24 protein-coding genes are annotated in these 22474 nt (G+C 27.1%); 14 read left to right on the plus strand and 10 right to left on the minus strand.

Annotation, left to right across the window (positions count from 1 at the left end; translation table 11 throughout):
* Window positions 1–20 precede the first annotated feature (20 nt).
* The 10 genes from mreB to BQ2505_RS04795 all read left to right on the plus strand — a co-directional run bounded on the left by mreB (window position 21) and on the right by BQ2505_RS04795 (window position 9677).
* A complete protein-coding gene (gene mreB / locus BQ2505_RS04750) occupies window positions 21–1076 on the plus strand; it encodes a rod shape-determining protein (protein WP_074016632.1) in 1056 nt (351 codons plus the stop codon).
* 17 nt (window positions 1077–1093) lie between these two features.
* Window positions 1094–1639 (plus strand): SMC-Scp complex subunit ScpB, encoded by a 546-nt coding sequence (scpB, locus tag BQ2505_RS04755; protein WP_074016633.1) that lies wholly within the window; start codon window positions 1094–1096, stop codon window positions 1637–1639.
* Window positions 1629–2333 carry a pseudouridine synthase gene (locus BQ2505_RS04760; protein WP_074016634.1) on the plus strand — a complete coding sequence of 235 codons (705 nt, stop codon included), beginning with the start codon at window positions 1629–1631 and terminating at the stop codon, window positions 2331–2333. Before scpB ends, BQ2505_RS04760 begins: the two co-directional genes overlap by 11 nt.
* A gap of 9 nt (window positions 2334–2342) precedes the next feature.
* On the plus strand, window positions 2343–2633 hold the full coding sequence (gene gatC, locus BQ2505_RS04765) for an Asp-tRNA(Asn)/Glu-tRNA(Gln) amidotransferase subunit GatC (protein WP_074016635.1): 291 nt from the start codon (window positions 2343–2345) through the stop codon (window positions 2631–2633).
* Between the two features lie 8 nt (window positions 2634–2641).
* Window positions 2642–4102, plus strand: a complete 1461-nt coding sequence (gene gatA / locus BQ2505_RS04770; RefSeq protein ID WP_074016636.1) for an Asp-tRNA(Asn)/Glu-tRNA(Gln) amidotransferase subunit GatA — start codon at window positions 2642–2644, stop codon at window positions 4100–4102.
* A gap of 14 nt (window positions 4103–4116) precedes the next feature.
* On the plus strand, window positions 4117–5562 hold the full coding sequence (gene gatB, locus BQ2505_RS04775; protein WP_074016637.1) for an Asp-tRNA(Asn)/Glu-tRNA(Gln) amidotransferase subunit GatB: 1446 nt from the start codon (window positions 4117–4119) through the stop codon (window positions 5560–5562).
* A 327-nt stretch (window positions 5563–5889) separates the two neighbouring features.
* Complete coding sequence (gene pip / locus BQ2505_RS04780) at window positions 5890–6849, plus strand: prolyl aminopeptidase (protein ID WP_074016638.1); 960 nt, start codon at window positions 5890–5892, stop codon at window positions 6847–6849.
* Window positions 6839–7849 (plus strand): asparaginase, encoded by a 1011-nt coding sequence (locus BQ2505_RS04785; protein ID WP_074016639.1) that lies wholly within the window; start codon window positions 6839–6841, stop codon window positions 7847–7849. The genes pip and BQ2505_RS04785 overlap by 11 nt, the downstream gene beginning before the upstream one ends.
* Before the next feature lie 12 nt (window positions 7850–7861).
* On the plus strand, window positions 7862–8545 hold the full coding sequence (locus BQ2505_RS04790) for a type 2 periplasmic-binding domain-containing protein (RefSeq protein WP_074016640.1): 684 nt from the start codon (window positions 7862–7864) through the stop codon (window positions 8543–8545).
* Between the two features lie 25 nt (window positions 8546–8570).
* Entirely contained in the window at window positions 8571–9677 is a 1107-nt protein-coding gene (locus BQ2505_RS04795; protein WP_074016641.1) for a murein L,D-transpeptidase catalytic domain family protein, read from the plus strand.
* A 90-nt stretch (window positions 9678–9767) separates the two neighbouring features.
* Here the strand turns inward: BQ2505_RS04795 and BQ2505_RS04800 are convergent, their stop codons facing one another.
* From BQ2505_RS04800 to tenpIN, 3 genes are all read right to left on the minus strand, one after another.
* A complete protein-coding gene (locus BQ2505_RS04800) occupies window positions 9768–10541 on the minus strand; it encodes a gamma-glutamyl-gamma-aminobutyrate hydrolase family protein (protein ID WP_074016642.1) in 774 nt (257 codons plus the stop codon).
* A gap of 31 nt (window positions 10542–10572) precedes the next feature.
* On the minus strand, window positions 10573–11202 hold the full coding sequence (locus BQ2505_RS04805; protein ID WP_074016643.1) for a Crp/Fnr family transcriptional regulator: 630 nt from the start codon (window positions 11200–11202) through the stop codon (window positions 10573–10575).
* A gap of 252 nt (window positions 11203–11454) precedes the next feature.
* Entirely contained in the window at window positions 11455–11892 is a 438-nt protein-coding gene (gene tenpIN, locus BQ2505_RS04810; protein ID WP_074016644.1) for a type III toxin-antitoxin system TenpIN family toxin, read from the minus strand.
* Window positions 11893–12519: 627 nt separating this feature from the next.
* Between tenpIN and BQ2505_RS04815 the strand changes: the two genes are divergently transcribed.
* From BQ2505_RS04815 to BQ2505_RS04825, 3 genes are read left to right on the plus strand one after another with little or no spacing between them, the layout of a single operon-like run.
* Window positions 12520–13269 (plus strand): MgtC/SapB family protein, encoded by a 750-nt coding sequence (locus BQ2505_RS04815; protein ID WP_074016645.1) that lies wholly within the window; start codon window positions 12520–12522, stop codon window positions 13267–13269.
* Between the two features lies 1 nt (window position 13270).
* A complete protein-coding gene (gene ruvC, locus BQ2505_RS04820; RefSeq protein ID WP_074016646.1) occupies window positions 13271–13843 on the plus strand; it encodes a crossover junction endodeoxyribonuclease RuvC in 573 nt (190 codons plus the stop codon).
* A gap of 8 nt (window positions 13844–13851) precedes the next feature.
* Window positions 13852–14358 (plus strand): KdsC family phosphatase, encoded by a 507-nt coding sequence (locus BQ2505_RS04825; protein ID WP_074016647.1) that lies wholly within the window; start codon window positions 13852–13854, stop codon window positions 14356–14358.
* Between the two features lie 259 nt (window positions 14359–14617).
* Here the strand turns inward: BQ2505_RS04825 and BQ2505_RS04830 are convergent, their stop codons facing one another.
* The 6 genes from BQ2505_RS04830 to BQ2505_RS04855 are packed head-to-tail and all read right to left on the minus strand — an operon-like array spanning window position 14618 to window position 20773.
* Window positions 14618–15097 (minus strand): 2-thiouracil desulfurase family protein, encoded by a 480-nt coding sequence (locus tag BQ2505_RS04830; RefSeq protein WP_074016648.1) that lies wholly within the window; start codon window positions 15095–15097, stop codon window positions 14618–14620.
* Window positions 15098–15113: 16 nt separating this feature from the next.
* The gene (locus tag BQ2505_RS04835) at window positions 15114–16391 is read right to left on the minus strand and encodes an adenylosuccinate synthase (RefSeq protein WP_074016649.1); all 1278 of its coding nucleotides are present in this window, start codon (window positions 16389–16391) and stop codon (window positions 15114–15116) included.
* A 15-nt stretch (window positions 16392–16406) separates the two neighbouring features.
* Window positions 16407–18341: a tRNA (guanosine(46)-N7)-methyltransferase TrmB gene (gene trmB, locus BQ2505_RS04840; RefSeq protein WP_074016650.1), complete on the minus strand. Its 1935-nt coding sequence runs from the start codon at window positions 18339–18341 to the stop codon at window positions 16407–16409.
* Window positions 18342–18360: 19 nt separating this feature from the next.
* The gene (gene cmk / locus BQ2505_RS04845; RefSeq protein ID WP_074016651.1) at window positions 18361–19014 is read right to left on the minus strand and encodes a (d)CMP kinase; all 654 of its coding nucleotides are present in this window, start codon (window positions 19012–19014) and stop codon (window positions 18361–18363) included.
* Between the two features lie 54 nt (window positions 19015–19068).
* A complete protein-coding gene (gene prmA / locus BQ2505_RS04850) occupies window positions 19069–20001 on the minus strand; it encodes a 50S ribosomal protein L11 methyltransferase (RefSeq protein WP_074016652.1) in 933 nt (310 codons plus the stop codon).
* Window positions 19982–20773, minus strand: a complete 792-nt coding sequence (locus tag BQ2505_RS04855) for a TIGR00282 family metallophosphoesterase (protein ID WP_074016653.1) — start codon at window positions 20771–20773, stop codon at window positions 19982–19984. Before BQ2505_RS04855 ends, prmA begins: the two co-directional genes overlap by 20 nt.
* Before the next feature lie 126 nt (window positions 20774–20899).
* Here BQ2505_RS04855 and trpS point away from each other — a divergent pair, with 126 nt between their 5' ends.
* Window positions 20900–21880, plus strand: coding sequence for a tryptophan--tRNA ligase (gene trpS, locus BQ2505_RS04860; RefSeq protein WP_074016654.1), 981 nt, complete (start codon window positions 20900–20902; stop codon window positions 21878–21880).
* Between the two features lie 247 nt (window positions 21881–22127).
* Here trpS and BQ2505_RS04865 read toward each other — a convergent pair whose 3' ends face one another.
* Window positions 22128–22418: a hypothetical protein gene (locus tag BQ2505_RS04865; RefSeq protein WP_074016655.1), complete on the minus strand. Its 291-nt coding sequence runs from the start codon at window positions 22416–22418 to the stop codon at window positions 22128–22130.
* Between the last annotated feature and the right edge of the window lie 56 nt (window positions 22419–22474).

Below are 22474 nucleotides of genomic sequence, written 5' to 3' on the forward strand. Positions count from 1 at the left end.
TAATTGATGAGGTGTAATAAATGAAAAAAATTATAAGTAAACTTTTTGGAGTATTTTCAGATGACTTGGGAATAGATTTAGGGACTTCGAATACTCTAATTTGTATGCAAAATAAAGGTGTAGTTTTAAATGAACCATCTGTTGTAACAGTATATAGCAGAGGGAAAAAAATGTATGATGTGGGGGAAAATGCAAAAAAAATGCTTGGAAGAACTCCAGCAAATTTTGAAACAATAAGACCTTTAAGAAATGGAGTTATAGCAGATTATGAAGTTACAGCAGATATGTTAAGAGCATTCTATAAAAGAGTTAGTTCAAATAGGCTTTTTCATAGTCCAAGAGTTATAATCTGTGTTCCAGCTGGTATAACTCAAGTAGAAAAAAGAGCAGTTATGGAAGTTACAAGAGAGGCAGGAGCTAGAGAAGCTTATCTAATAGAAGAACCTATGGCAGCAGCTATTGGAGTTGGAATAAATATATTTGAGCCAGAAGGAAATATGATAGTTGATATTGGTGGTGGAACATCAGAACTTGCAATAATTTCTTTGGGAGGAGTTGTTAATAAGTCTTCTTTCAGAACAGCTGGAGATAGATTCGATACTGCAATAATAGATTATGTTAGACAAAAACATAATTTATTAATTGGTGAGAAAACGGCTGAAGAAATAAAAATACAAATAGGAAGAGTTGTAGCTTTAGAAGAGGGAGAAGAAGATAGCAGCATAGAAGTAAGTGGTAAAAACCTTTTAAATGGCTTACCTAAAGATATTACTCTAGTGTCTAGTGAGCTTATAGAAACTTTATCATCTTTAGTTCAAGAAATAATAGAAGAAATAAAAGTTGTATTTGAAAAAACTCCACCAGAATTAGCTGCAGATATTAGAAGAAGAGGTATATATGTTACAGGTGGAGGAGCTCTTTTAAGAGGTATAGATAAAAAGATATCAGCTGGTTTAAACTTAAAAGTAACTATTGCAGAAGAGCCATTAAATGCAGTAATTAATGGAATAAATGTGCTACTTAATAATTTCTCTACATATAGCAAAGTGTTGATATCTACAGAAACAGATTATTAATTGGTTGGTAGGTTAAGATGAGTATAAAAAATGAGCTAGAAGCTATAATATTTTTAGGTGGCGATGAAAATAAGATAAAAGATTTAGCTAAATTTTTTAAGATTTCTGTTGAAGATATGTTAAAAATTATTAATGAGCTGAAAGATGATAGAAAAGATAGCGGAATAAATATAGAAGTATCAGCTGATTTAGTTTATTTAGCAACCAATCCATTGTACGGAGAAGTTATAAATAATTATTTTGAACAGGAAACCAAACCTAAAAAATTATCTTCTGCTTCAATAGAAACTTTATCAATAATAGCATACAAACAGCCTGTTACTAAAAGTGAAATTGAAAGTATAAGGGGAGTTTCTGTTGACAGGATTATAGCTACTCTTGAAGAAAGAAATTTTGTTAGAAATTGTGGAAGACAGGAAAATGGAAGAAGAGCTAATTTATATGAAGTTACAGAAAAATTTTTAGCTTATTTGGGAGTTAAAAAAATAACTGAATTGCCTGATTACGAAGAGCTACAAGAAAAAATAAAAAGAGTAGGGAAGTCTGATAATAATGAGAATTAATAAATTTTTATCCACTTTAGGAATAGCCTCAAGAAGAAGTATAGATAAGTACATAGAAGATGGTTTGATAGAAGTAAATGGAGAAAAAGCTACACCGGGTATGGACGTATCTGAAAAAGATGAGATTTTTATTAAAGGGGAAAAAATAAAAACTAAAATCGAAACAGAAAAAGTTTATTTTATGTTGCACAAGCCATTAGAAGTTCTGTCTAGTGTTAGTGATGATAGGGGAAGGAAAACAGTTGTTGATTTAATAAAAACGGACAAAAGGATTTTTCCCATAGGTAGACTTGATTACATGACAACAGGTCTTATTATATTAACTAATGATGGAGATTTATTCAATAGATTAGTTCATCCTAAATCAGAAATTTATAAAAAATATTATGTGAAAATTTGGGGTGAAATGAAAAAATCTGAAATTGAAGAACTAAAAAAAGGAGTGTTGTTAGATGATGGTAAAACACTTCCAGCAAAAATTTCGGGGATAAAATATGATAAAAATAAGACTACTATGTATATTTCAATAAGAGAAGGTAGAAATAGACAGGTCAGAAGAATGATAGAAAAATTTGGATATAGAGTTCTTATGTTGAGAAGAGAAAAAATTGGAGAATTATCTTTAAATGATTTACCAGAAGGTAAATATAGAGAATTGACAATTGAAGAAATAGAGTATTTATATTCTGTGTAGGAGGTTAAAATGGCATTAACAAAAGAAGAAGTTTTAAAAATTGCAAAGTTATCAAAATTAAGTTTTAAAGAAGAAGAAATTGAAAAATTCCAGATAGAATTAAATGATATTCTAGGATACGTTGATATGTTAAATGAAGTAGATACTTCTCAAGTAGAGCCACTAATCTACATTAATGATGTTGTAAATAATTTTAGACAAATAGAAGAAAAAGAATCTTTACCATTAGAAAAAGTACTAGCTAATGCACCGGAAAGTGCTGAAAATGCAATAGTAGTTCCTAAAGTTGTTGGAGAATAGGGGGAGAAATGGAAAATAATATTTATGAATTATCAGCTAGACAGCTTAATGAAAAATTTTTAGCAGGTGAATTAAAGGCTGTTGATATTGTTAAATCTTGTTATGATAGAATAGAAAAAGTTGAAAGTAAAGTAAATAGTTTTGTTTCTCTGAGAAAAGATTTAGCAATTGAAGAAGCTAAAAAATTAGATTTAAAAAGAGAAAATGGAGAAAAATTAGGAAGTTTAGCAGGAGTTCCTATTGCCATAAAAGATAACATCTTAATGGAAGGACAAAAAGCAAGCTCATGCTCTAAAATTTTAGAAAATTTTACAAGTATATATGATTCTACTGTTGTAAAAAAATTGAAAGAACAAGATGCAGTAATTATTGGAGTAACTAACATGGATGAATTTGCTATGGGGTCTACAACAAAGACTTCATATTATCATAAAACTTTTAATCCATGGGATTTAGAAAGAGTACCAGGAGGAAGTAGTGGAGGAGCAGCAGCTTCAGTTTCTGCTCAAGAAGTTCCTTTAGCATTAGGTTCAGATACTGGAGGAAGTATAAGACAACCAGCTTCTTTTTGTGGAATAGTAGGATTAAAACCAACTTATGGAAGAGTTTCAAGATATGGACTTATGGCATTTGGTTCATCTTTTGACCAAGTAGGACCATTAGCAAAAACTGTTGAAGATCTTGCTATTTGTATGAATGTTATAGCTGGGGAAGATGATTATGATGCAACAGTTAGTAAAAAAGAAGTTCCTGATTATACAAAAGTTTTAGGACAAGATATAAAAGGACTTAGAATAGGCTTGCCTAAAGAATATTTTATAAAAGAATTAAATCAAGAAATAAAAGAAGTTATTGATAAGAGTGTTGAAAAATTAAAAGAGTTAGGAGCAGAAATTGTAGAAGTTTCATTACCGCATACAAAGTATGCCGTACCAACTTACTATGTTTTAGCACCAGCTGAAGCAAGTTCTAACTTAGCTAGATTTGATGGAATAAGATATGGATATAGAGCAAAAGATTATTCTAACTTAGAAGAGTTATATGTTAAAACAAGAACTGAAGGATTTGGAGCAGAAGTAAAAAGAAGAATAATGATGGGAACTTATGTTCTAAGTGCTGGTTTCTATGATGCTTATTTCAAAAAGGCTCAAAAAGTTAGAACACTTATAAAAGATGATTTTATAAAAGTATTTAAAGATGTTGATGTAATTCTAACTCCGACAGCACCAACTGTTGCATTTAAACTAACAGATGTAAAAACACCTATTGAATTATATATGGAAGACATATTTACAATATCAGCAAACTTAGCAGGTATACCTGGTTTATCTATGCCAGCAGGTCTTGTTGAAGGAATGCCGGTAGGAGTTCAATTTATGGCAAAGCCATTTGATGAAGAAACATTAATTAAAGTTGCTGATGCACTAGAAAGAAAAATCGGAAGATTAACTTTACCTAATTTAGATTAATAAGGAGTATGAAAATGATAAAAGAATGGGAGTCAGTTATAGGACTAGAAGTTCATTTACAATTAAAGACAGGAACTAAAGTATGGTGTGGTTGCAAATCTGACTACGATGAAAATGGAATAAATGCTCATACATGTCCAATATGTTTGGGGCACCCTGGAGCTCTTCCAAAATTAAATAAAAAAGTGGTAGATTATGCTTTGAAAGCTGCATTAGCTCTTAATTGTAAAATAAATAATGAAAGTGGATTTGATAGAAAAAACTATTTTTATCCAGATGCACCGAAGAATTATCAAATAACACAATTTGAAAAATCGTATGCTGAAAAAGGATATATAGAATTTAAATTAAACTCTGGTAGAGAAGTGAAGGTTGGAATTACTAAAGTTCAAATAGAAGAAGATACTGCAAAAGCTATCCATGGTAAAAATGAATCTTATTTAAATTTTAACAGAGCTTCAATACCTTTGATAGAAATTATTTCTGAACCAGATATGAGAAATTCAGAAGAAGCTTATGAATATTTAAACACACTAAAAAATATTATAAAATATACTAAAGTTAGTGATGTTTCTATGGAAAAAGGTTCTTTGAGATGTGATGCAAATATTTCTGTTATGGAAAAAGGCTCAAAAGTTTTTGGGACAAGAGTTGAAGTTAAAAACCTAAACTCTTTCAAAGCTGTTGCAAGAGCAATAGATTATGAAATTGGTAGACAAATTGAGCTTATTCAAAATGGTGGAAAAGTAGACCAAGAAACAAGACTTTGGGATGAAGAAAATCAAATAACAAGAGTTATGAGATCCAAAGAAGAAGCAATGGATTATAGATATTTCAATGAAGCAGATTTATTAAAACTTGTTATTACTGACGAAGAAATAGAAAATATTAAAAAAGATATGCCTGAAACAAGATTAGCAAAAATTGAAAGATTTAAAAAAGATTATGCAATAGATGAAAAGGAAGCACTTATTTTAACTGAAGAAGCAGAACTTTCAGATTATTTTGAAGAAGTAGTAAAATATTCTAATAATCCTAGATCTTCTTCGAATTGGATTTTGACAGAAGTTTTAAGAGTGTTGAAAACTAAAAATATTAGCATAGAAGAATTTTCTTTAACAAGTGAAAATCTTGCAAAAATAATTAAATTAATAGATAAAAATATTATCTCATCTAAGATTGCAAAAGAAGTTTTTGAAATAATTTTAGAAGACAATAAAGATCCTGAAATAGTTGTAAAAGAAAAAGGATTGATTCAATTATCAGATACAAATGAGATAGAAAATATGGTAGATGAAGTTTTAGCTAATAACCAAAAAATGGTTGATGATTATCATGCAGCTGATGAAGGAAGAAAACCTAGAGTTTTAAAAGGAATAGTTGGGCAAGTAATGAAATTATCTAAGGGAAAAGCAAATCCTGAAATAGTAAATGAGTTATTAATGAAAAAATTAAGTTAAAAAAATATTTTATAAAGTAAAAATAGAGAGTCTATTAAAGATAAACTATTTTTACTTTTTCTATTTTTTATTTATTTTATAAAAAAGGATAAAATTAAATAAGAAAATTAGTCTCTGATGTTCATATTAGTTTGAAGGGCTTATATTTATTCTATAGGAAAGTATAAATTTAAATAATAAAAGTTAGTCTCTGACGTCCGTATTAGTTCGAAGAGCCTATGTTCATTGAGCTCGTAGAACTCATACGGCTGTCAAGAGACTTTATTTAATGACTTCTAAGTTCATAGGGGTATCAAGAGACTTTATTTAATAAAGATGGAGATTAAGATGAAAGAATATAATTTTTATCCTCCGATAGAGCCTTTTAAAAGTTATTTATTACCTGTTGGAGATATTCATAAAATATATGTTGAAGAATGTGGAAATCCAAATGGAGAGCCAATAATATTTTTACATGGTGGACCAGGCTCTGGGGTTGGGAAAAAAGCTAGAAGATTTTTTGATCCTGAATATTATCATATTATACTTTTTGATCAAAGAGCTTGTGGAAGAAGTATTCCTTTTGTTGAAACAAAAGAAAATAATATATTTTATTCTATGGAAGATATTGAAAGTATTAGGAAACATATAGGGATAGATAAAATTAATATATTTGCCGGAAGTTTTGGAACAACTCTTGCTTTAACTTATGCTATAAACTATCCTCAAAATGTAAAAAAAATGATATTGCAAGGAATATTTTTAGCTAGAGAAAAAGATTTAGATTGGTATTTTAAAGATGGTTTATCTGAAATATATCCAGATGAATTTAAAATGTTAAAAGACTATATAAAGAAAGAAGAGCAAGATGATTTGTTAAAAGCATATCATAGAATATTTACTTCAGATGACAAAATAAAAATAGAAGAAGCAGCAAAAATTTGGAGTGAATTTCAATTAAGAATTATGGAATCTGAAAATAAAATGTCATTGGATAGAGAAGTTTATCCTGCTGATATTTCTTTATCAATTTTAGAAACTCATTATTTTTACAATAAAATGTTCTGGAATGATGAGAACTATATTTTAAATAGAGTTGATAAAATAAAAGATATTCCAATAAAAATTGCTCATGGACGTTTTGATGTAAATACAAGAGTTGGAGCAGCCTATGAACTGGCAAATAAGTTAAATAATTGTGAATTTAAAATAGTTGAAAATACAGGACATTCACCATTTACTGAAAAAATGAGTAAGGTTCTTTTAAAATTCTTAGAAGATATAAAAGAGGAAAATAATGGAAAATAAAGTTTTAATTATAAATACAGGTGGAACTATTGGAATGGTAGGAAAACCTTTAAGACCTGCTACAAATTGGTTGGAAATAGCTAAGGAACATCCTGTACTGGAAAAATTTCCAACGGATTATTATCAATTTGAGCATTTGATAGATTCATCTGATGCTACTCCGGAATTTTGGATAAAATTAGTTGAAGTCATAGAAGAAAATTATGATAAATATTTAGGTTTCGTCATATTACATGGAACAGATACTATGGCTTATACAGGTTCTCTTTTATCATTTTTATTGAAAAATCTAGCTAAACCTGTTGTGCTTACAGGAGCTCAAACGCCTATGATTTTTCCAAGAAGTGATGGTTTACAAAATTTAATAAATTCTATTTATATTGCTGGTAATAAACTATATGATATTCCAGTTGTCCCTGAGGTTTGTATTTGTTTTAGAGATTGCTTATTAAGAGCAAACAGGAGTAAAAAAACAGATAGTAATAATTACTACGGTTTTTCTTCTCCGAATTATAATCCTTTAGCAGAAATTGGGGCAGATATTAAAATTATTAAAGATAGAATTTTACCAATACCAACAGAAAAATTTTATGTTGAAAAAATAATAAATCCTAATGTGTTGCTTATAGAATTGTTTCCTGGATTAAATCCAAATTACATAAGAGATTTTGTAATTAACAATCCTGAGATTAAAGCACTCATATTAAAAACTTATGGAAGTGGAAATACTCCAACTAGTGTTGAATTTATAGATATGTTAAAAGAAATTTCAAATAAAAATATACCAATACTAGACATAACACAATGTGTATCTGGGAGTGTAAAAATGCCACTTTATGAATCAACAGATAAACTTGTTAAATTAGGAATAATAAACGGAAGTGACATAACTTCAGAGGCTGGAATAACTAAAATGATGTATCTTTTAGGAAAAGGCTATGATATAGAAAGAATTAGAAAAGAATTTTCTGTTTCAATATCTGGAGAACAATTTGCTTAAACAGAGGTTAATATGAAAAGAAAAATGATATTTATTATTGCAATATTTGTGTTTATTGTCGTTGGCCTTTTAAATTCTTGTCGACATAAAGATAAAATTGTTATTAATGTGTATGCTGAAGATGAAATAGAACTTTTGGTAGAAAAATATGCAAAAAGATATGAAAAAACTTTTGATAAATATAAGGTAGAAGTAAATAAATTAGATAACTTTAAAGATTATAATATTATTATTACTAATGAAGAGAATAAAGTAAAGACTTTAAATAAGAATGTAAAAACAAGAGTATTTTTTGAAGATAAACTTGTTATAATAGGAAGAAAGAAAATAAATGATTTAGAAGAATTAGAAAATTTTTCTTTAGCTATGCCAGAATTAGATACAAATATTGGTAAAATTGGATTATCACTCTTATCTGATTTGAAATCTCAAAAAAAGGTGTTAGAGAGTACAGCCTACAAAGATAATGTTATTAGCTCATTACAAAGTGTTGATTTATATGAAGTCGATTTTGCACTTGTGACTAGGTCAATTTTATATCTTGCAAAAAATTCTTCTGTATGTTATACATTTTCTGGAGATAGTAGAAATAAAGTTTTATATAAATCTTATTTAGTTACAAGAAAAAGTAAAGATGCAAAAAAGTTTTATCAATTTCTTGATGATGAAATAAAAGAAAAAAACAAAAAGGCATAAATGGGTAGAAAATGGAGGTTTTTCCTTGAAAGTAAAAATAATAGTGTTTCTTTCTTTGATAATATCTAGTCTTAGTTTTTCAGAAGAAAAAATTAATATTGAGAAAAAAGAAGAAATTTTAAAAAAAGCAATAGATGTTAATTATAGTGTAGTGCAAAAACCGGTTACAGAAATTGTAACTGATATAATGAGTTTATACAACTCATTAAAAATAAAGGATAAGCTAAGCTATGAAATATTTAAAAAAGCTTATTTAGGATATATTCAGATACCTAATAAAAATCCAGGTATATTGATAATAATTGATTATTCACGTCCATCAAATGAGGAAAGATTTTTTGTTATAAATTTAGATAAAAAGCAACTTGTATATCATACTAGGGTTGCACATTCTAAAAATTCTGGATTGGAGATACCACTTCAATTTTCAGATAATCCAAACTCTTATGAAAGTTCACTTGGGTTTTTCATAACTTTAGGAGAATATAACGGAGCTTATGGACATTCTTTAAGGCTTAAGGGACTAGAAGAAAACATAAATTCAAATGCAGAAGATAGAGCAATAGTTATTCATGGTGGAGAGATAGTTGAAGATAGTTACATAAAAAAATATGGATTTGCCGGAAGAAGTTTAGGTTGTCCTGTTTTACCTAACTCGATTACCAAAGAAGTTATAGAATATATAAGAAATGGAAGAGTACTTTTTATATACGGAGAAGATGATGATTATTTAGAAGAAAGTACCTATTTAAAAAAATATATTCCAATTTTAGAAAATGAAAACAGTATAAATGTACCTGTTAAAGTTGAAGATGTTAAAATTGATATAAATAAAGAAGTTTCAACTATTAATCAAAATGAAATTATAAAAGATAAAAAGGATATTAAAGAAGAAACAATAATTTCTATTGATAATAGCAATAAATTGGAAAATATAAATACCCAAGATTATAAACAAGAAACTCCAAAAGAAATTGTATTAGATGAAAAAACGGCTAGAGAAAAAGTTTTAGAATATGAAAATAAAATAAAATCTAATGAAGAAAAAGAAGAAAAAATAGCAGAAAAAAAAGAAGTTTCTAATAAAAAAGATAATTATAGAAAAGCCTTAGGCTTGAAAATAAAGAAATAATTAAAAAATCCCCTGACATTCGTATTAGTTCGAAGAGCTTGAGTTTATTGAGCTCATAAGACTCGTACGTTTATCAAGGGATTTTACTTTTTATTCCTCTTTTAATAAAACCTCAGTTGGTTTTCTTTCAATACAAATATCTACAAACTTCTTAAAAATAGTTCTTGCAAAAACATTTTTATCATACATCATTTCTGGATGAAATTGCACAGCCATTATGAATAAATCTTCTTTACCTGAATATTCTATTGCTTCAATAACTCCATCAGGAGCAGTAGCAATTACTTTGAAATCATCAGCTAATTTTTTTATTGCTTGATGGTGAAATGAATTTACTCTTTCAACTTCTAGTTTATCAGCCATTTTAAATAGAGTAGATTTTTTATCTATTTTTATTGAATGAGTTGGTTGATAAGGGCAACCTATTTGATTGTGTTTTATATGTTCTCCTGGCATATATGAAATATCTTGATATAGATTACCTCCAAATGCCACATTTAATATTTGTTGTCCACGACATATTCCTAAGATAGGTTTATTTAACTCAACAGCAAATTTTATTAAAGCTAATTCATGAACATCTCTTTCTGGAAAAATTGCTTGTAATTTTTCTAAAGGTTCTTCTCCATAGTAAAAAGGATCTACATCTCTACCACCTGAAAGAATAAGACCATCTAGTAATTTTACTTGTTCTCTTATGGTAGATATATCTTTAAGAATAGGTAAAACAATAGGAACTCCTCCAGATTTATAAACAGCATCAACAAAAGAATGATCAACACAAGAATATTTATCTCCTAAGAACAGTTCATTTTTCTCCTCAAAAATCATACTTCCTGAAATACCAATTATTGCTCTTTTCATAATAACCTCCCACATCTTAAATACTTATTTATTATTTTTTTAAAATTATTTTTTTTCTTTCAACTTTTAATAACTTTTCTTTTTCTAACTGTTTTAAAATTCTTGTAATAACTTCTCTGGAACTGCCTAAATTTCTAGCTATTTCTTCATGAGTTAGAGAAAGTTCGACTTTATCAAAAGAATATAAAAAATCTATTATCCTATTTTTTAAAGGAACAAATAAAATAGTCTGAATTGCTAAAATAGATTTTGAAAATTTTAATTTTGTTAGCTCATGTAAGAAATTTTCTAAAAAACTATATTTTAATCTAAATAGTGAAAGTACTGAAAAAGGAATTAATAAAATTTCACTATTTTTTTCAGCTATAAATTCAATAGATGAAAGAGGCTCATTAACTGAAGAATCAAAAAATTCCATTTCTGAAATATTTAAATAGTATAGTGGAATCTCTCTCTCTTCAAGTGATGATAAAAAAAACCTTATTTTTCCAGACTTTAAAAAAAGTAATCCATTTAATTCACTAGGAGTGGAAAAAATTGAATCTTTTTTTAATGAGAGAATTCTACTGGAAAGAATTATTTTGGCTCTATCATTTTGTTTTATATCATTCCAGAATGGGAAAATATTTTCTAATAATTTAATATCTTCCTTACTTATCATAAAAAATCACCTCTGTATTAATTATAGCACTAATTTTCAAAATTAGTATTATTTTTTTAAAAAATTTGCAGTAAAAATTAGTATTTTAAATAAAGTCTCTTGACAGGCGTATTAGTTCTACAAGCTCAATGAATACAGGCTCTTTGGACTAATACTGACATCAGAGAGTGATTTTTATTATTTAATTTTATGCTTTCCTATATAGTGAAAAAAGCCTTTATGATAAAAGGCTTTTAATAGTGATAAAATTTATTAATATTTAATATTTAATTCATTGTGAAAATACTTTAAACAAGACATTGAACACAATAAATAATTTTTTGTAATTTCCTGATGTTTTAGTGCTTTTATATATTTTTTTATGTATGACTCAAGTTTAGAAATTATAAATTTTTCTTTTTGAATTAGTTGGCTATATTCTTCTTGAGAGATAAAAGCAGTTTTATTTTGTACTATAAATTTCAACTCTTTAATTATCAGTGTTTTAGATAAGTCTAATCCTTGTGATTTTTCTTTATTTGTAAAAATAGCATATTGGTGTTTTATGTTATGTCTTATTGGTATAGCAAAATAAAAAGTTTCATATTTTAATAGACAAACAGAAGCATAAGGCCTATTATTTTTCTTTTCTATTTCTTTGCAATCTTTATAAAGTTCAAAAAATTCATCAGTTAAAAAACAAAATTTCATTCCCTAACCTCCAATTATGTAAATAAAGTCTCTTGACAGGTGTATGAGTTCTATGAGCTCAATGAACACAGGCTCTTTGAACTAATACGGACGTCAGAGATTAATTTATATTATTTAATTTTATTACTTTCCTATAGAATAAATAGAATAAAAAAGTCCTAGTTAAATATAGGACTTTTAAATCTTCTTATTTAGTATTTCTTTTGATTATCCTGTTCGCTACTATACGAACATATCTTCTTGATTGACATTTCTTTTGATTATCCTGATTGATGCCATACAATCATTATCTTTATGTATTTATATAATATTTTTTATCTTTTGTCAATATATTTTTAAATTTTCTTATTCTGCCCTAAATTACAATAGTAAGTGTTATACTAATAAAAATATATACTAAATAAAGTCTCTTGATAGGTGTATTAGTTCTACGAGCTCAATGAATACAGGCTCTTTAGACTAATACTGACATCAGAGACTAATTTTCATTATTTAATTTTATATTTTTTATGGAATAAGAAAATAAAAAAGAAAAAAACTATTGCAATAATATAGATAAGTTATTATAATAAAGAGTAAAAAATACAAATAGCACAAAAAAAATACAATAAAAGGGGAAGCAGTTAGATGGTAGATGTTTTTGATATATTAGATAAATTTTTAAAAAATAATTTTGTAGGAGAACTAACAGTCGAAGTAGTTTCTTTTAGATTGTTATTAGCAGTTATATTCGGGGGAATAGTAGGATATGAAAGAGAAAAAAATAACAGACCTGCAGGTTTTAGAACCCATATTTTAGTTTGTTTTGGAGCTGCTATTGTTTCAATGATTCAAGACCAATTGAGATTAAATATTTTAGAATTAGCAAGTCGTGATTTACAATTATCTTCTGTAATAAAGACAGATTTAGGAAGATTAGGAGCTCAAGTTATTAGTGGTATAGGTTTCTTAGGGGCAGGAAGTATAATGAAAGAAAAAGGAGAAACTATCGGAGGTATGACTACTGCTGCTGGTATTTGGGCAACTGGTTGTGTTGGACTTGGAATAGGTTGGGGATTCTATAATATAGCTGTTGTAGCTATTGTATTTATGATAATAATTATGGTTTCTTTTAAAAAATTTGAATCAAAACTTGTTAGAAAATCTAGACTTATAAAATTTGAAGTTAAATTTTTAAGTGAAGAAGATTATGCAAATGGTTTACTTGAAGCTTATGAAGTTTTTAGACAAAAAGCCATAAGAATTACTCAAATAGATAAGTATCAAGTGGAAGATACAGTATTTTTTACAGTTAGTATGAAAGGGAGAAATAATATTTCAGATGTAATAGTTTCTCTTTCAGCTATAAAAAATGTAGAATATGTGAGAGATATTTAAAATGCGTGTTGTAGGAATAGACCCAGGTACAGCTATTGTTGGATACGGTGTGATAGATTACGATAAGAACAAATATGAAGTTATAGATTACGGAGTAATTTTAACTGATAAAAATCTAGAAATGGAAGAAAGATTAGAAATTGTCTATAATGAAATGAATAATATATTAAAAAAATATAAACCTGAAAGCATGGCAATAGAAGATTTATTTTATTTTAAAAATAATAAAACTGTTATATCTGTAGCACAAGCTAGAGGAGTTATATTGTTAGCTGGAAAACAAAATAATATAGAGATGGCAAGTTATACTCCATTACAAGTAAAAATGGGAATAACAGGCTATGGTAGGGCTGAAAAAAAACAAATTCAACAAATGGTTCAAAGAATTTTAAAATTAAAAGAAATTCCAAAACCTGATGATGCAGCCGATGCTCTAGCTATTTGTTTGACACATATAAATACACTTACATCTCAAATTGGAGTTGTCTCAACTAAATCATTAAAGAGTGTAAGTCTTCCATCTAATGTAAATAAACTTTCTTTGGAAGAATATAGAAAAATGTTAAAAAAATAGGAGAAAATATGAAGAATATAAAACTTTTAGTTTTAGATGTAGATGGGACTATGACTGATGGTAAATTATACATTGATGATAAGGATAATTCTATGAAGTCCTTTGATGTGAAAGATGGTTTTGCCATAGTTAATTGGCTAAAATTAGGTGGAGAAATACTTATATTGACAGGTAAAAAATCTATTATAGTTGAAAGAAGAGCTAAAGAGTTAGGAATAAAATATTTAATTCAAGGTTCAAAAAATAAAACTGAAGATTTGAAAAAAATATTAGATGAATTAGGATTACAGTTTGATAATGTTGCATATATGGGTGATGATATAAATGATATGGGAGTTATGTCAAAAGTAAAGTTATCTGCTTGTCCTAGAAATGCAGTCAGTGAAGTTCAAGCTATTTGTAATTATAAGTCAGAAAAAAATGGTGGAGATGGAGCTGTTAGAGATTTCTTAGAATATATAATGAAAAATAATGGAATGTGGGAAAAAGTAATAGAAAAATATATGAATGAATAGAAAACCCCCTTGATAGCTTATTTTGAGTCTTATTGAGCATAAAACTCATATAGCTATTAAGGGGTTTTATTTTATAGGAAAGTATAAATTTAATATTAATATGAAAATTAGTCTCCGATGTCCGTATTAGTCTGGAGAGGATTTCAGTGAGCTCGGAAGAGTCATACGGCTGTCAGGAGACTTTATTTATTATATAGAAAATATAAATTTAATAATGAAAATAGACCCTGATGTCTATATTAGTTTTAAGACCCTGTATTTAACTCATACGGCTGTCAAGAGACTTCAAATATTCTTCAATCTCGTTTAAATTTTCTTCTGAAAAAATTTTAATCTCATTTTTTGAAAGAGTTTTAGCTGTAACACCTTGTCCTTCAATAACTTTTCCAGAGAAACTGCCATCATAAATATGGGTATTCCCACAAGATGGACTTCTTTCTTTTAAGATAGCAAAATCTACATTATTTTCTATTGCAACTTGTAATGTTTTTTCAGCACCATTAAAAAATTCCTCTGTAATATCTCTTCCATCTTTGCTATAAACTTTATCTTCTCTTATTTCAGATGGAACTCTTGGAATAGGTAATTTTGCAAAACATTCAGGACAAATTTTTACTATTTTTGCATCATATTTTTTTAATAATTCTAAAAGTTTTGGAGTAAGATTATTTCCACCGGAATATTTTACATTATCTCCTGTTAGACAAGCACTGATCAAAACTTTAATTTCTTTTTTCATATCGTTTCCTTATTTATTATATTTCTCTTATGTGTATGTTTTGGCTTCTATCAGGTCCTACTGAAACAACAGATATAGGACAACCAACAATTTCTTCAATTCTAGCTAGATATTTTTTACAATTTTCTGGTAAATCTTCATATTTTTTTATTTGAGTAATATCTTCATCCCAACCATCTAATTCTTCATAAATAGGTTTTGCTCTATATAAAGATTTTGTATCTGCAGGAACATAATCATATATTTTTCCATCAATTTCATAAGCAGTACAAATTTTTAATTTTCCAAGTCCACTCAAAACATCTATTTTTGTTATAACTATATCAGTTAAACCATTTATTTCAGTAGCGTATTTTCCAACAACTAAATCAAGCCAACCACATCTTCTTGGTCTTCCAGTAACAGCTCCATATTCTCCACCAATTTTTCTCATGTTTTCTCCGAATTCATTGTCAAGCTCAGTTACAAAAGGACCTTCTCCAACTCTAGTAGTATATGCTTTCATAACTCCAATACCTTTATCAATTTTTCTAGGAGAAACACCAGCACCAGTAGTAACCCCGGCAAGTGTAGGAGAAGATGAAGTTACATAAGGATAAGTTCCATAGTTTATATCAAGCATCATAGCTTGAGCTCCTTCGAATAAAACTAATTTATTTTCATTAAGAGCTTTATTTACTATTGGAATAGTGTCAACTATTCTGTGTTTAATTTTTTCTATATATCCTTTATATTCTTCAAAAATAGTATCAAAATCTAAAGGTTCTAAACCATAAATCTTAGTAAACATTTCATTTTTTTCTTTAAGATTATATCTTAATTTTTCTTCAAATTGTTCTAGATCTAATAGATCAGACATTCTTATTCCATCTCTAGAAATTTTATCAGCATAACAAGGACCTATTCCTTTTTTTGTAGTTCCTATTTTTATTCTATCTTCAATACTTTCTCTAAGTTCATCCATTTTAATATGATAAGGCATTATAACATGTGCTCTATCACTTATAATGACATGGTCAGTTTTAGCTCCTCTTTTTTCTAAGCTATCTAATTCAGCAAGAAAAACTTTAGGATCTACAACAACTCCAGGTCCAATGATACAAGTTCCTGCATGAAGAACACCAGAAGGTAATAATTTTAAAATAAATTTTTCTCCATTTACAACAACTGTATGTCCAGCATTGTTTCCACCTTGGAATCTTACAACATAATCAGCTTTATCAGCTAAAACATCTATAATTTTCCCTTTTCCTTCATCTCCCCATTGAGTACCTACAACTACATAACCTGCCATTTTTTCCTCCTATTTTTAATTCATCTTCTTTATTTCGATATAATTTATATTTTTATTATATTTGTGTAAAAATAATTGTTCAAACTCTGTTTTTATATTATTTTCAGCTTTTTCTGAATTGTGTAAATCAGAAGTATGATATATAACTTCATAATTTTCTAAGGTCTTAACTAAGTCTAACACATCAGAGTAATATACATCATGGTCTGTCTTGAAATATAGTATACCATCTTTTTTCATAATATTATCTAAAGTTTTAAAAAGACTTTCTTGTATAATTCTATTTTTTTCTGTACCTTCCCAAGGATCAGGGAAGTTTATATACATTTCAGAGATTTCATTTTTACCTAAAAACTCTTCAATTTCTTCTCCTCTTTTTCTAAGCAAAGCAACATTTTTCATAGCTCTTTTTTTACATTTTTCAGCTGATAATACCAATCTTTTAAATCTTAATTCCAAACCAATAAAATTTTTATTTGGATTTCTTTCAGCTAATTGTCTCATAAAATTTCCACTACCAGTTCCAATTTCAAGAGCAATAGGATTATCATTTTTAAAGAATTGATTCCATTTTCCTTTTTTCTCTTTCATAAGCTCAGAATCATAAATAATATATTCCGGATAATCTAATAATTTATACATATATATGTTGTAATTAGATTTCTCAGAATGGAAAAAATGTTTCCATAAATCTTTCTTTTCATTCTCTAAGTTTTCATTTAAATTGTCATTTCTCATTATAAAGTTTTCCTTTTTCACTATATTTAAACTAATAAATTTATTTTCTTCAAAAAAATTATTTATTTCATCATTATTATTGTTCTTTTCAAGAGAGTTAATAGCTTCTAAAAATTCACTTTCATTTTGTACTTGGAAACCTATATTTCTTTTTAAGATTTCTTTAGAGATATCAGTAACATTTTGTGTATACTTTCCAAATATAGGCTTTTTTCTATAAAATAATGGTTCTAATAAATTATGTCCTCCAATATTAACTAATGTTCCTCCAACAAAAGCTATATCAGAAATAGAGTACAATTTTCTAAGAACTCCCATCTTATCAACAACAATAATATCTTTTTTATTTGTATTACCTTTTTCTATTTCACTGTATTTAATAAAAGATAAGTTACTTTTATCAATTAAATTAATTATTTTATCAACATTTTCTAAATGCCTAGGCACTATTATTAGAACAGTATTTTTTAATTTTTCAAAGACATTTAATATAATTTCATTTTCCCCAGTTCTTGTACTACCAGCAACAAAGATTTTTCTATCAAGTATGTTTAAAAACTCTTTATATTCTTTTTTCTCTTCATCAGAATATTTCTCTAAAGATATGCTAAATTTTAAATTTCCTATATTTTCAACTTTTTCATTTGAAGCACCTAAATCTATAATTCTATTTTTATCAATTTCAGACTGCATATAGAAATAGTCTATTTTTCCTAGCATTGATTTTAATAAAAATTTCATTTTTTTGTATCTTGGATAACTTCTATCAGAAATTCTTCCATTTACTATTACAATTCTTGATTTATTTTTATTAACTTCGTTTATCAAATTAGGCCAAAGTTCTGTTTCAACTAAAACTAAAAGTTGCAAATTTATCTTTTTTAAAATTTCTTGAATTTTATCTTTATCATCTATTGGGAAATAAATAACTTTAATCTTATTTTTAGCTGAATATTTTTTTACAGCATTTTCATAACCAGTGTCGGTAAAAACAGAAATCAAAATATTTTTTCTGCTAATAGAATAAAATTTATTTACTAAATCCTCAGAAAGATTGACCTCTCCAACAGAAGAACAGTGTATCCAAATGTAATCTTCTTTTTTTAAATCTGAAAAATTTTGTTTTAATCTTTTATCAATAAAACTTTTCATTTTATCATTCATAAAAGGTTTGTATAATGCAAGAGCAACATTCCTTAATAAATTATACATTCAACTACCTCTTTTTATTTTAGACATCTATTTTAGAAGAAATAAAGTCTACAACTTCCTGTAAATTTAGATTTGTTGTGTCGAGTTCGATAGCATCTTTAGCTTTCACTAAAGGACTTTCTTTTCTTGTACTATCTATAAAATCTCTTTCTTTTAGTGATTTTAAGACTTCTTCATAAGAAATACTGATATTTTTTTCCAAAAATTCTTTATATCTTCTATTTGCTCTTTCTTCGACAGAAGCAATTAAAAATATTTTAACTTGTGCATTTGGAAAAACTACTGTTCCAATATCTCTTCCATCTAAAATTACATTTTTATTACTTGCTATTTTTCTTTGTAAACTTACTAAATTATCTCTAACAATTTTTATACTAGCAACTTTTGATACATTTTCACTTATTATAGGCTCTCTAATTTCTTGACTAACATCTTTATTATTTAAGAAAAATTTATTTTCTTTCATATCTAAATTTATATGATTATTTAAAACATTTTCTATTTCTTTTAAATTCTCAAAATCTATTTTTTCCTGTAATAGATAAAGAGTTATCATTCTATACATTGCTCCAGTATCAATATATGTAAAATTATATTTTTTAGCAATTAATTTAGCAATGGTACTTTTTCCACTACCTGCTGGACCATCTATAGCAACTATTAAATTTTCCATTTTTCTCCCCTAATATTTAAAGTAATTTTACAATACATTATAGCATAAAATTTATTATTTATTTAAAAAATATACAGCTCTCCATTCTTTATCATTCCTAATTTCTACTACTTCCAATCCAATTTCTTCTGCTTTAGATACAACCATAGGGAGCTTATCTTCAATTATTCCTGAAAATAAAACTTTACTATTTGGCTTTAAGATATATTTAATTTCATCTAATAGTTTTACAAGTACATCAGATAAGATGTTACAAAGAACTATATCGAATTTTTTGTCATCAATAACTTCCAATAAATTTCCTTTTAGAAGTTTTATATCATCTAGAGAAATCTTATTTAGCTCTAAATTTTCTTTAGCAACTTCCATAGAAAATTCATCAATATCTGTTCCATAAACTTCACTTGCTCCAAGTAATTTAGCTGCTATCATAAGTATTCCAGAACCAGTTCCAATATCAATAACAGACTGACTTGAGAAATTTTGTTCTTCCATAAGTTTTAAAAGTAAAGAAGTAGTTGGGTGTGAACCAGTTCCAAAAGCTCTTCCAGGATCAAGTTCGATAACAAGCTCATCTTCTTTAGCTTCATACTCTCTCCAAGTCGGTTTTACAACAAATTTTTCACTTACTTTTTCAACAAACAGATATTTTTTCCAACTATTTTGGTAATCGTCCTCATCATATTCATAAAAATCTAAGTTATATACTATTTCATCATTTTCAGAAAAAGTGGCTTCAAAAATATCTCTAAGAGCTTCTTTTCTTTTTTCAGAATACATATTTAAAGGGAAATAAGCTGAAACAGAATTTTCAGAAAGTAAAAATTTCTTTTCATCTTTATAAAAATTCAAAGGATCCTTACTAAAAATAGGTTCTTCTATTTTTAAACCTGTAACTCCAAAATTGTAGAATATATCTGAAATAATTCTTTTATATTTTTCTAAATCATCACTTTCATAAATAACTTTAGCTTCTAAAACCTTCATTTTCACTCCAATTTAACCTTTTAATATTTTTACATTTTCCATTTTGACTATCTATTTCAACTTCAATTCCATTTAATTCTTCTTCACCTTCAGCTATTTCAAATTTTTGAGGAAGAGAAGTTAAAAATTTCTTAATTATAATATCAGCTTTTGTTCCTATAACTCCAGCTTGTGAACCTGTCATTCCAACATCAGTAATGTACCCTGTTCCTTTTGAAAAAATTTTGTTATCAGCTGTCTGCACATGAGTGTGAGTTCCATAAACAACAGAAACTTCTCCGTCTAAAAATCTAGCTAATGCTATTTTTTCAGAAGTAGCTTCAGCATGAAAATCTATAATTATATTTTTAGTAGTTGTCTTAATTTCTTCTATTAATTTTTCACAAGTTCTAAAAGGACAATTCACACTTGTCATAAAAGTTCTACCTTGCACTGAAATAACAGCAATTTTATTTCCATTTTTATCTTCTAATATAGAGTAACCTTTTCCTGGGATATCATCAGGATAATTATGTGGTCTTAAGACTTTATCCGAATTATCTAAATATTCATAAAATTCTTTTTTATCCCAACTGTGATTTCCACCACTTATTATATCAACACCCCATTCAAAAAATTCGTCTGCAATTTTCGGAGTAATTCCAAAACCACCAGCTGCATTTTCTCCGTTAACTATTATAAAATCATAATTATTTTTATTTTTTTCTAAAAATAATTGTAGAATATTTCTTCCAGGTCTTCCTACAATATCTCCAACGATTAAAATTTTCATATTCATTCCTTTACAAATTTTGTTTTATTTTACATTATACCATAAATTTTTGATTTAAAATTGTTTTTTAGATATCACTATGTTATAATTTTTAAGTAATATTTAAAATAAAAATGGAGGAAAAAAATGAAAAGAAGTTTATCTGGAATTCAACCAAGTGGAATTTTACATCTTGGAAATTATTTTGGAGCAATGAAACAATTTATAGATTTTCAAGATACTTATGATGGGTTTTATTTTATTGCTGATTATCACTCTCTAACATCTTTAACAAAACCTGAAAGTCTTAGAGAAAATACATATAATATTGTACTTGATTATTTAGCATTAGGATTAGATCCTAAAAAATCAACAATATTTTTACAATCTAATGTACCAGAACATGTTGAACTTATGTGGTTGCTTTCAAATATAACTCCTGTTGGATTATTAGAAAGAGGACATTCATATAAAGATAAAATAGCAAAAGGAATACCATCTAATACAGGGCTTTTAACTTATCCAGTTTTAATGGCAGCAGATATTTTAATTTATGATTCAGATGTAGTTCCAGTTGGAAAAGATCAAAAACAACATTTGGAAATGACAAGAGATATAGCTATGAAATTTAATCAACAATATGAAGTGGACTTTTTTAAATTGCCCGAACCTTTAATTCTAGATGATTCTGCAATAGTTCCAGGAACTGATGGACAAAAAATGAGTAAGTCATACAACAATACTATTAACATGTTTGCAACAAAAAAGAAACTAAAAGAACAAGTTATGAGTATAGTAACTGACTCAACTCCATTAGAAGAACCAAAGAATCCGGATAATAATATTGCAAAAATTTATGCATTATTTAATGGAATTGAAAAGCAAAACGAATTAAAAGAAAAGTTTTTAGCTGGTAATTTTGGCTATGGTCATGCTAAAACAGAACTTTTAAATTCTATCTTAGAGCATTTTGGAAATGCAAGAGAAAAAAGAGAAGAATTAGAAAAAAATATGGATTATGTAAAAGATGTATTAAATGAAGGTTCTAAAAAAGCAAGAGCAATAGCTATTGAAAAAGTTCAAAAAGCTAAAGAAATTGTAGGGCTTTTAGGAAATATATATAAATAAATTAATAAAATAAATTAATTAAGTCTCTTGACAGCCGTATGAGTTCTACAAGCTCAGAAAACACAGGCTCTTCGAACTAATACGGACGTCAAGACTAATTTTACTATTTAAATTCATATTAACTTAATAAATTTTAATAGATTAGAAAAGCCTCTTGACAGCCATATAATTTTTCCAAGCTAAAAAATAGGTTCTTCGAACTAATACGGACGTCAGAGACTAATTTAATTATTTAAATTATAGTTTTCTAAAAAATCATAAAATCTTTTTTGAATTGCTCAATATCAGTGTATACTTTGTTACTTAAGTAAATATATTTTTCTGTGTATTCATTTTCTAAGCCTTTGTTGTGAACCTTAGAAATTTCTTTAGAAATAAGTCCTAAATGCTCAAATACTTCTGCCACAACATCTGGATCTTTTCCCTTTATATTTCTACTTACAGCATTTTCTTCTTTATTTGTACTAACATCAATATATTTTATTTCTTGTAAAACTCTATTAATGTTATTTATAATATCTCTAACTTCAGATCTCATATATTACCTCCCAAATTCGTTTCTTATATTATACAATATTTTTATCTTTTAAAAAA

It is taken from the genome of Fusobacterium massiliense, from assembly GCF_900095705.1.
Lineage (GTDB): Bacteria > Fusobacteriota > Fusobacteriia > Fusobacteriales > Fusobacteriaceae > Fusobacterium > Fusobacterium massiliense.

What these genes read in the sequence shown, in the direction of transcription:
- mreB (WP_074016632.1), top strand. Translation starts at nt 21, where the DNA reads ATGAAAAAAATTATAAGTAAACTTTTTGGAGTATTTTCAGATGACTTG.
- scpB (WP_074016633.1), top strand. Translation starts at nt 1,094, where the DNA reads ATGAGTATAAAAAATGAGCTAGAAGCTATAATATTTTTAGGTGGCGAT.
- BQ2505_RS04760 (WP_074016634.1), top strand. Translation starts at nt 1,629, where the DNA reads ATGAGAATTAATAAATTTTTATCCACTTTAGGAATAGCCTCAAGAAGA.
- gatC (WP_074016635.1), top strand. Translation starts at nt 2,343, where the DNA reads ATGGCATTAACAAAAGAAGAAGTTTTAAAAATTGCAAAGTTATCAAAA.
- gatA (WP_074016636.1), top strand. Translation starts at nt 2,642, where the DNA reads ATGGAAAATAATATTTATGAATTATCAGCTAGACAGCTTAATGAAAAA.
- gatB (WP_074016637.1), top strand. Translation starts at nt 4,117, where the DNA reads ATGATAAAAGAATGGGAGTCAGTTATAGGACTAGAAGTTCATTTACAA.
- pip (WP_074016638.1), top strand. Translation starts at nt 5,890, where the DNA reads ATGAAAGAATATAATTTTTATCCTCCGATAGAGCCTTTTAAAAGTTAT.
- BQ2505_RS04785 (WP_074016639.1), top strand. Translation starts at nt 6,839, where the DNA reads ATGGAAAATAAAGTTTTAATTATAAATACAGGTGGAACTATTGGAATG.
- BQ2505_RS04790 (WP_074016640.1), top strand. Translation starts at nt 7,862, where the DNA reads ATGAAAAGAAAAATGATATTTATTATTGCAATATTTGTGTTTATTGTC.
- BQ2505_RS04800 (WP_074016642.1), bottom strand. Translation starts at nt 10,541, where the DNA reads ATGAAAAGAGCAATAATTGGTATTTCAGGAAGTATGATTTTTGAGGAG.
- BQ2505_RS04805 (WP_074016643.1), bottom strand. Translation starts at nt 11,202, where the DNA reads ATGATAAGTAAGGAAGATATTAAATTATTAGAAAATATTTTCCCATTC.
- tenpIN (WP_074016644.1), bottom strand. Translation starts at nt 11,892, where the DNA reads ATGAAATTTTGTTTTTTAACTGATGAATTTTTTGAACTTTATAAAGAT.
- BQ2505_RS04815 (WP_074016645.1), top strand. Translation starts at nt 12,520, where the DNA reads ATGGTAGATGTTTTTGATATATTAGATAAATTTTTAAAAAATAATTTT.
- ruvC (WP_074016646.1), top strand. Translation starts at nt 13,271, where the DNA reads ATGCGTGTTGTAGGAATAGACCCAGGTACAGCTATTGTTGGATACGGT.
- BQ2505_RS04825 (WP_074016647.1), top strand. Translation starts at nt 13,852, where the DNA reads ATGAAGAATATAAAACTTTTAGTTTTAGATGTAGATGGGACTATGACT.
- BQ2505_RS04830 (WP_074016648.1), bottom strand. Translation starts at nt 15,097, where the DNA reads ATGAAAAAAGAAATTAAAGTTTTGATCAGTGCTTGTCTAACAGGAGAT.
- BQ2505_RS04835 (WP_074016649.1), bottom strand. Translation starts at nt 16,391, where the DNA reads ATGGCAGGTTATGTAGTTGTAGGTACTCAATGGGGAGATGAAGGAAAA.
- trmB (WP_074016650.1), bottom strand. Translation starts at nt 18,341, where the DNA reads ATGTATAATTTATTAAGGAATGTTGCTCTTGCATTATACAAACCTTTT.
- cmk (WP_074016651.1), bottom strand. Translation starts at nt 19,014, where the DNA reads ATGGAAAATTTAATAGTTGCTATAGATGGTCCAGCAGGTAGTGGAAAA.
- prmA (WP_074016652.1), bottom strand. Translation starts at nt 20,001, where the DNA reads ATGAAGGTTTTAGAAGCTAAAGTTATTTATGAAAGTGATGATTTAGAA.
- BQ2505_RS04855 (WP_074016653.1), bottom strand. Translation starts at nt 20,773, where the DNA reads ATGAAAATTTTAATCGTTGGAGATATTGTAGGAAGACCTGGAAGAAAT.
- trpS (WP_074016654.1), top strand. Translation starts at nt 20,900, where the DNA reads ATGAAAAGAAGTTTATCTGGAATTCAACCAAGTGGAATTTTACATCTT.
- BQ2505_RS04865 (WP_074016655.1), bottom strand. Translation starts at nt 22,418, where the DNA reads ATGAGATCTGAAGTTAGAGATATTATAAATAACATTAATAGAGTTTTA.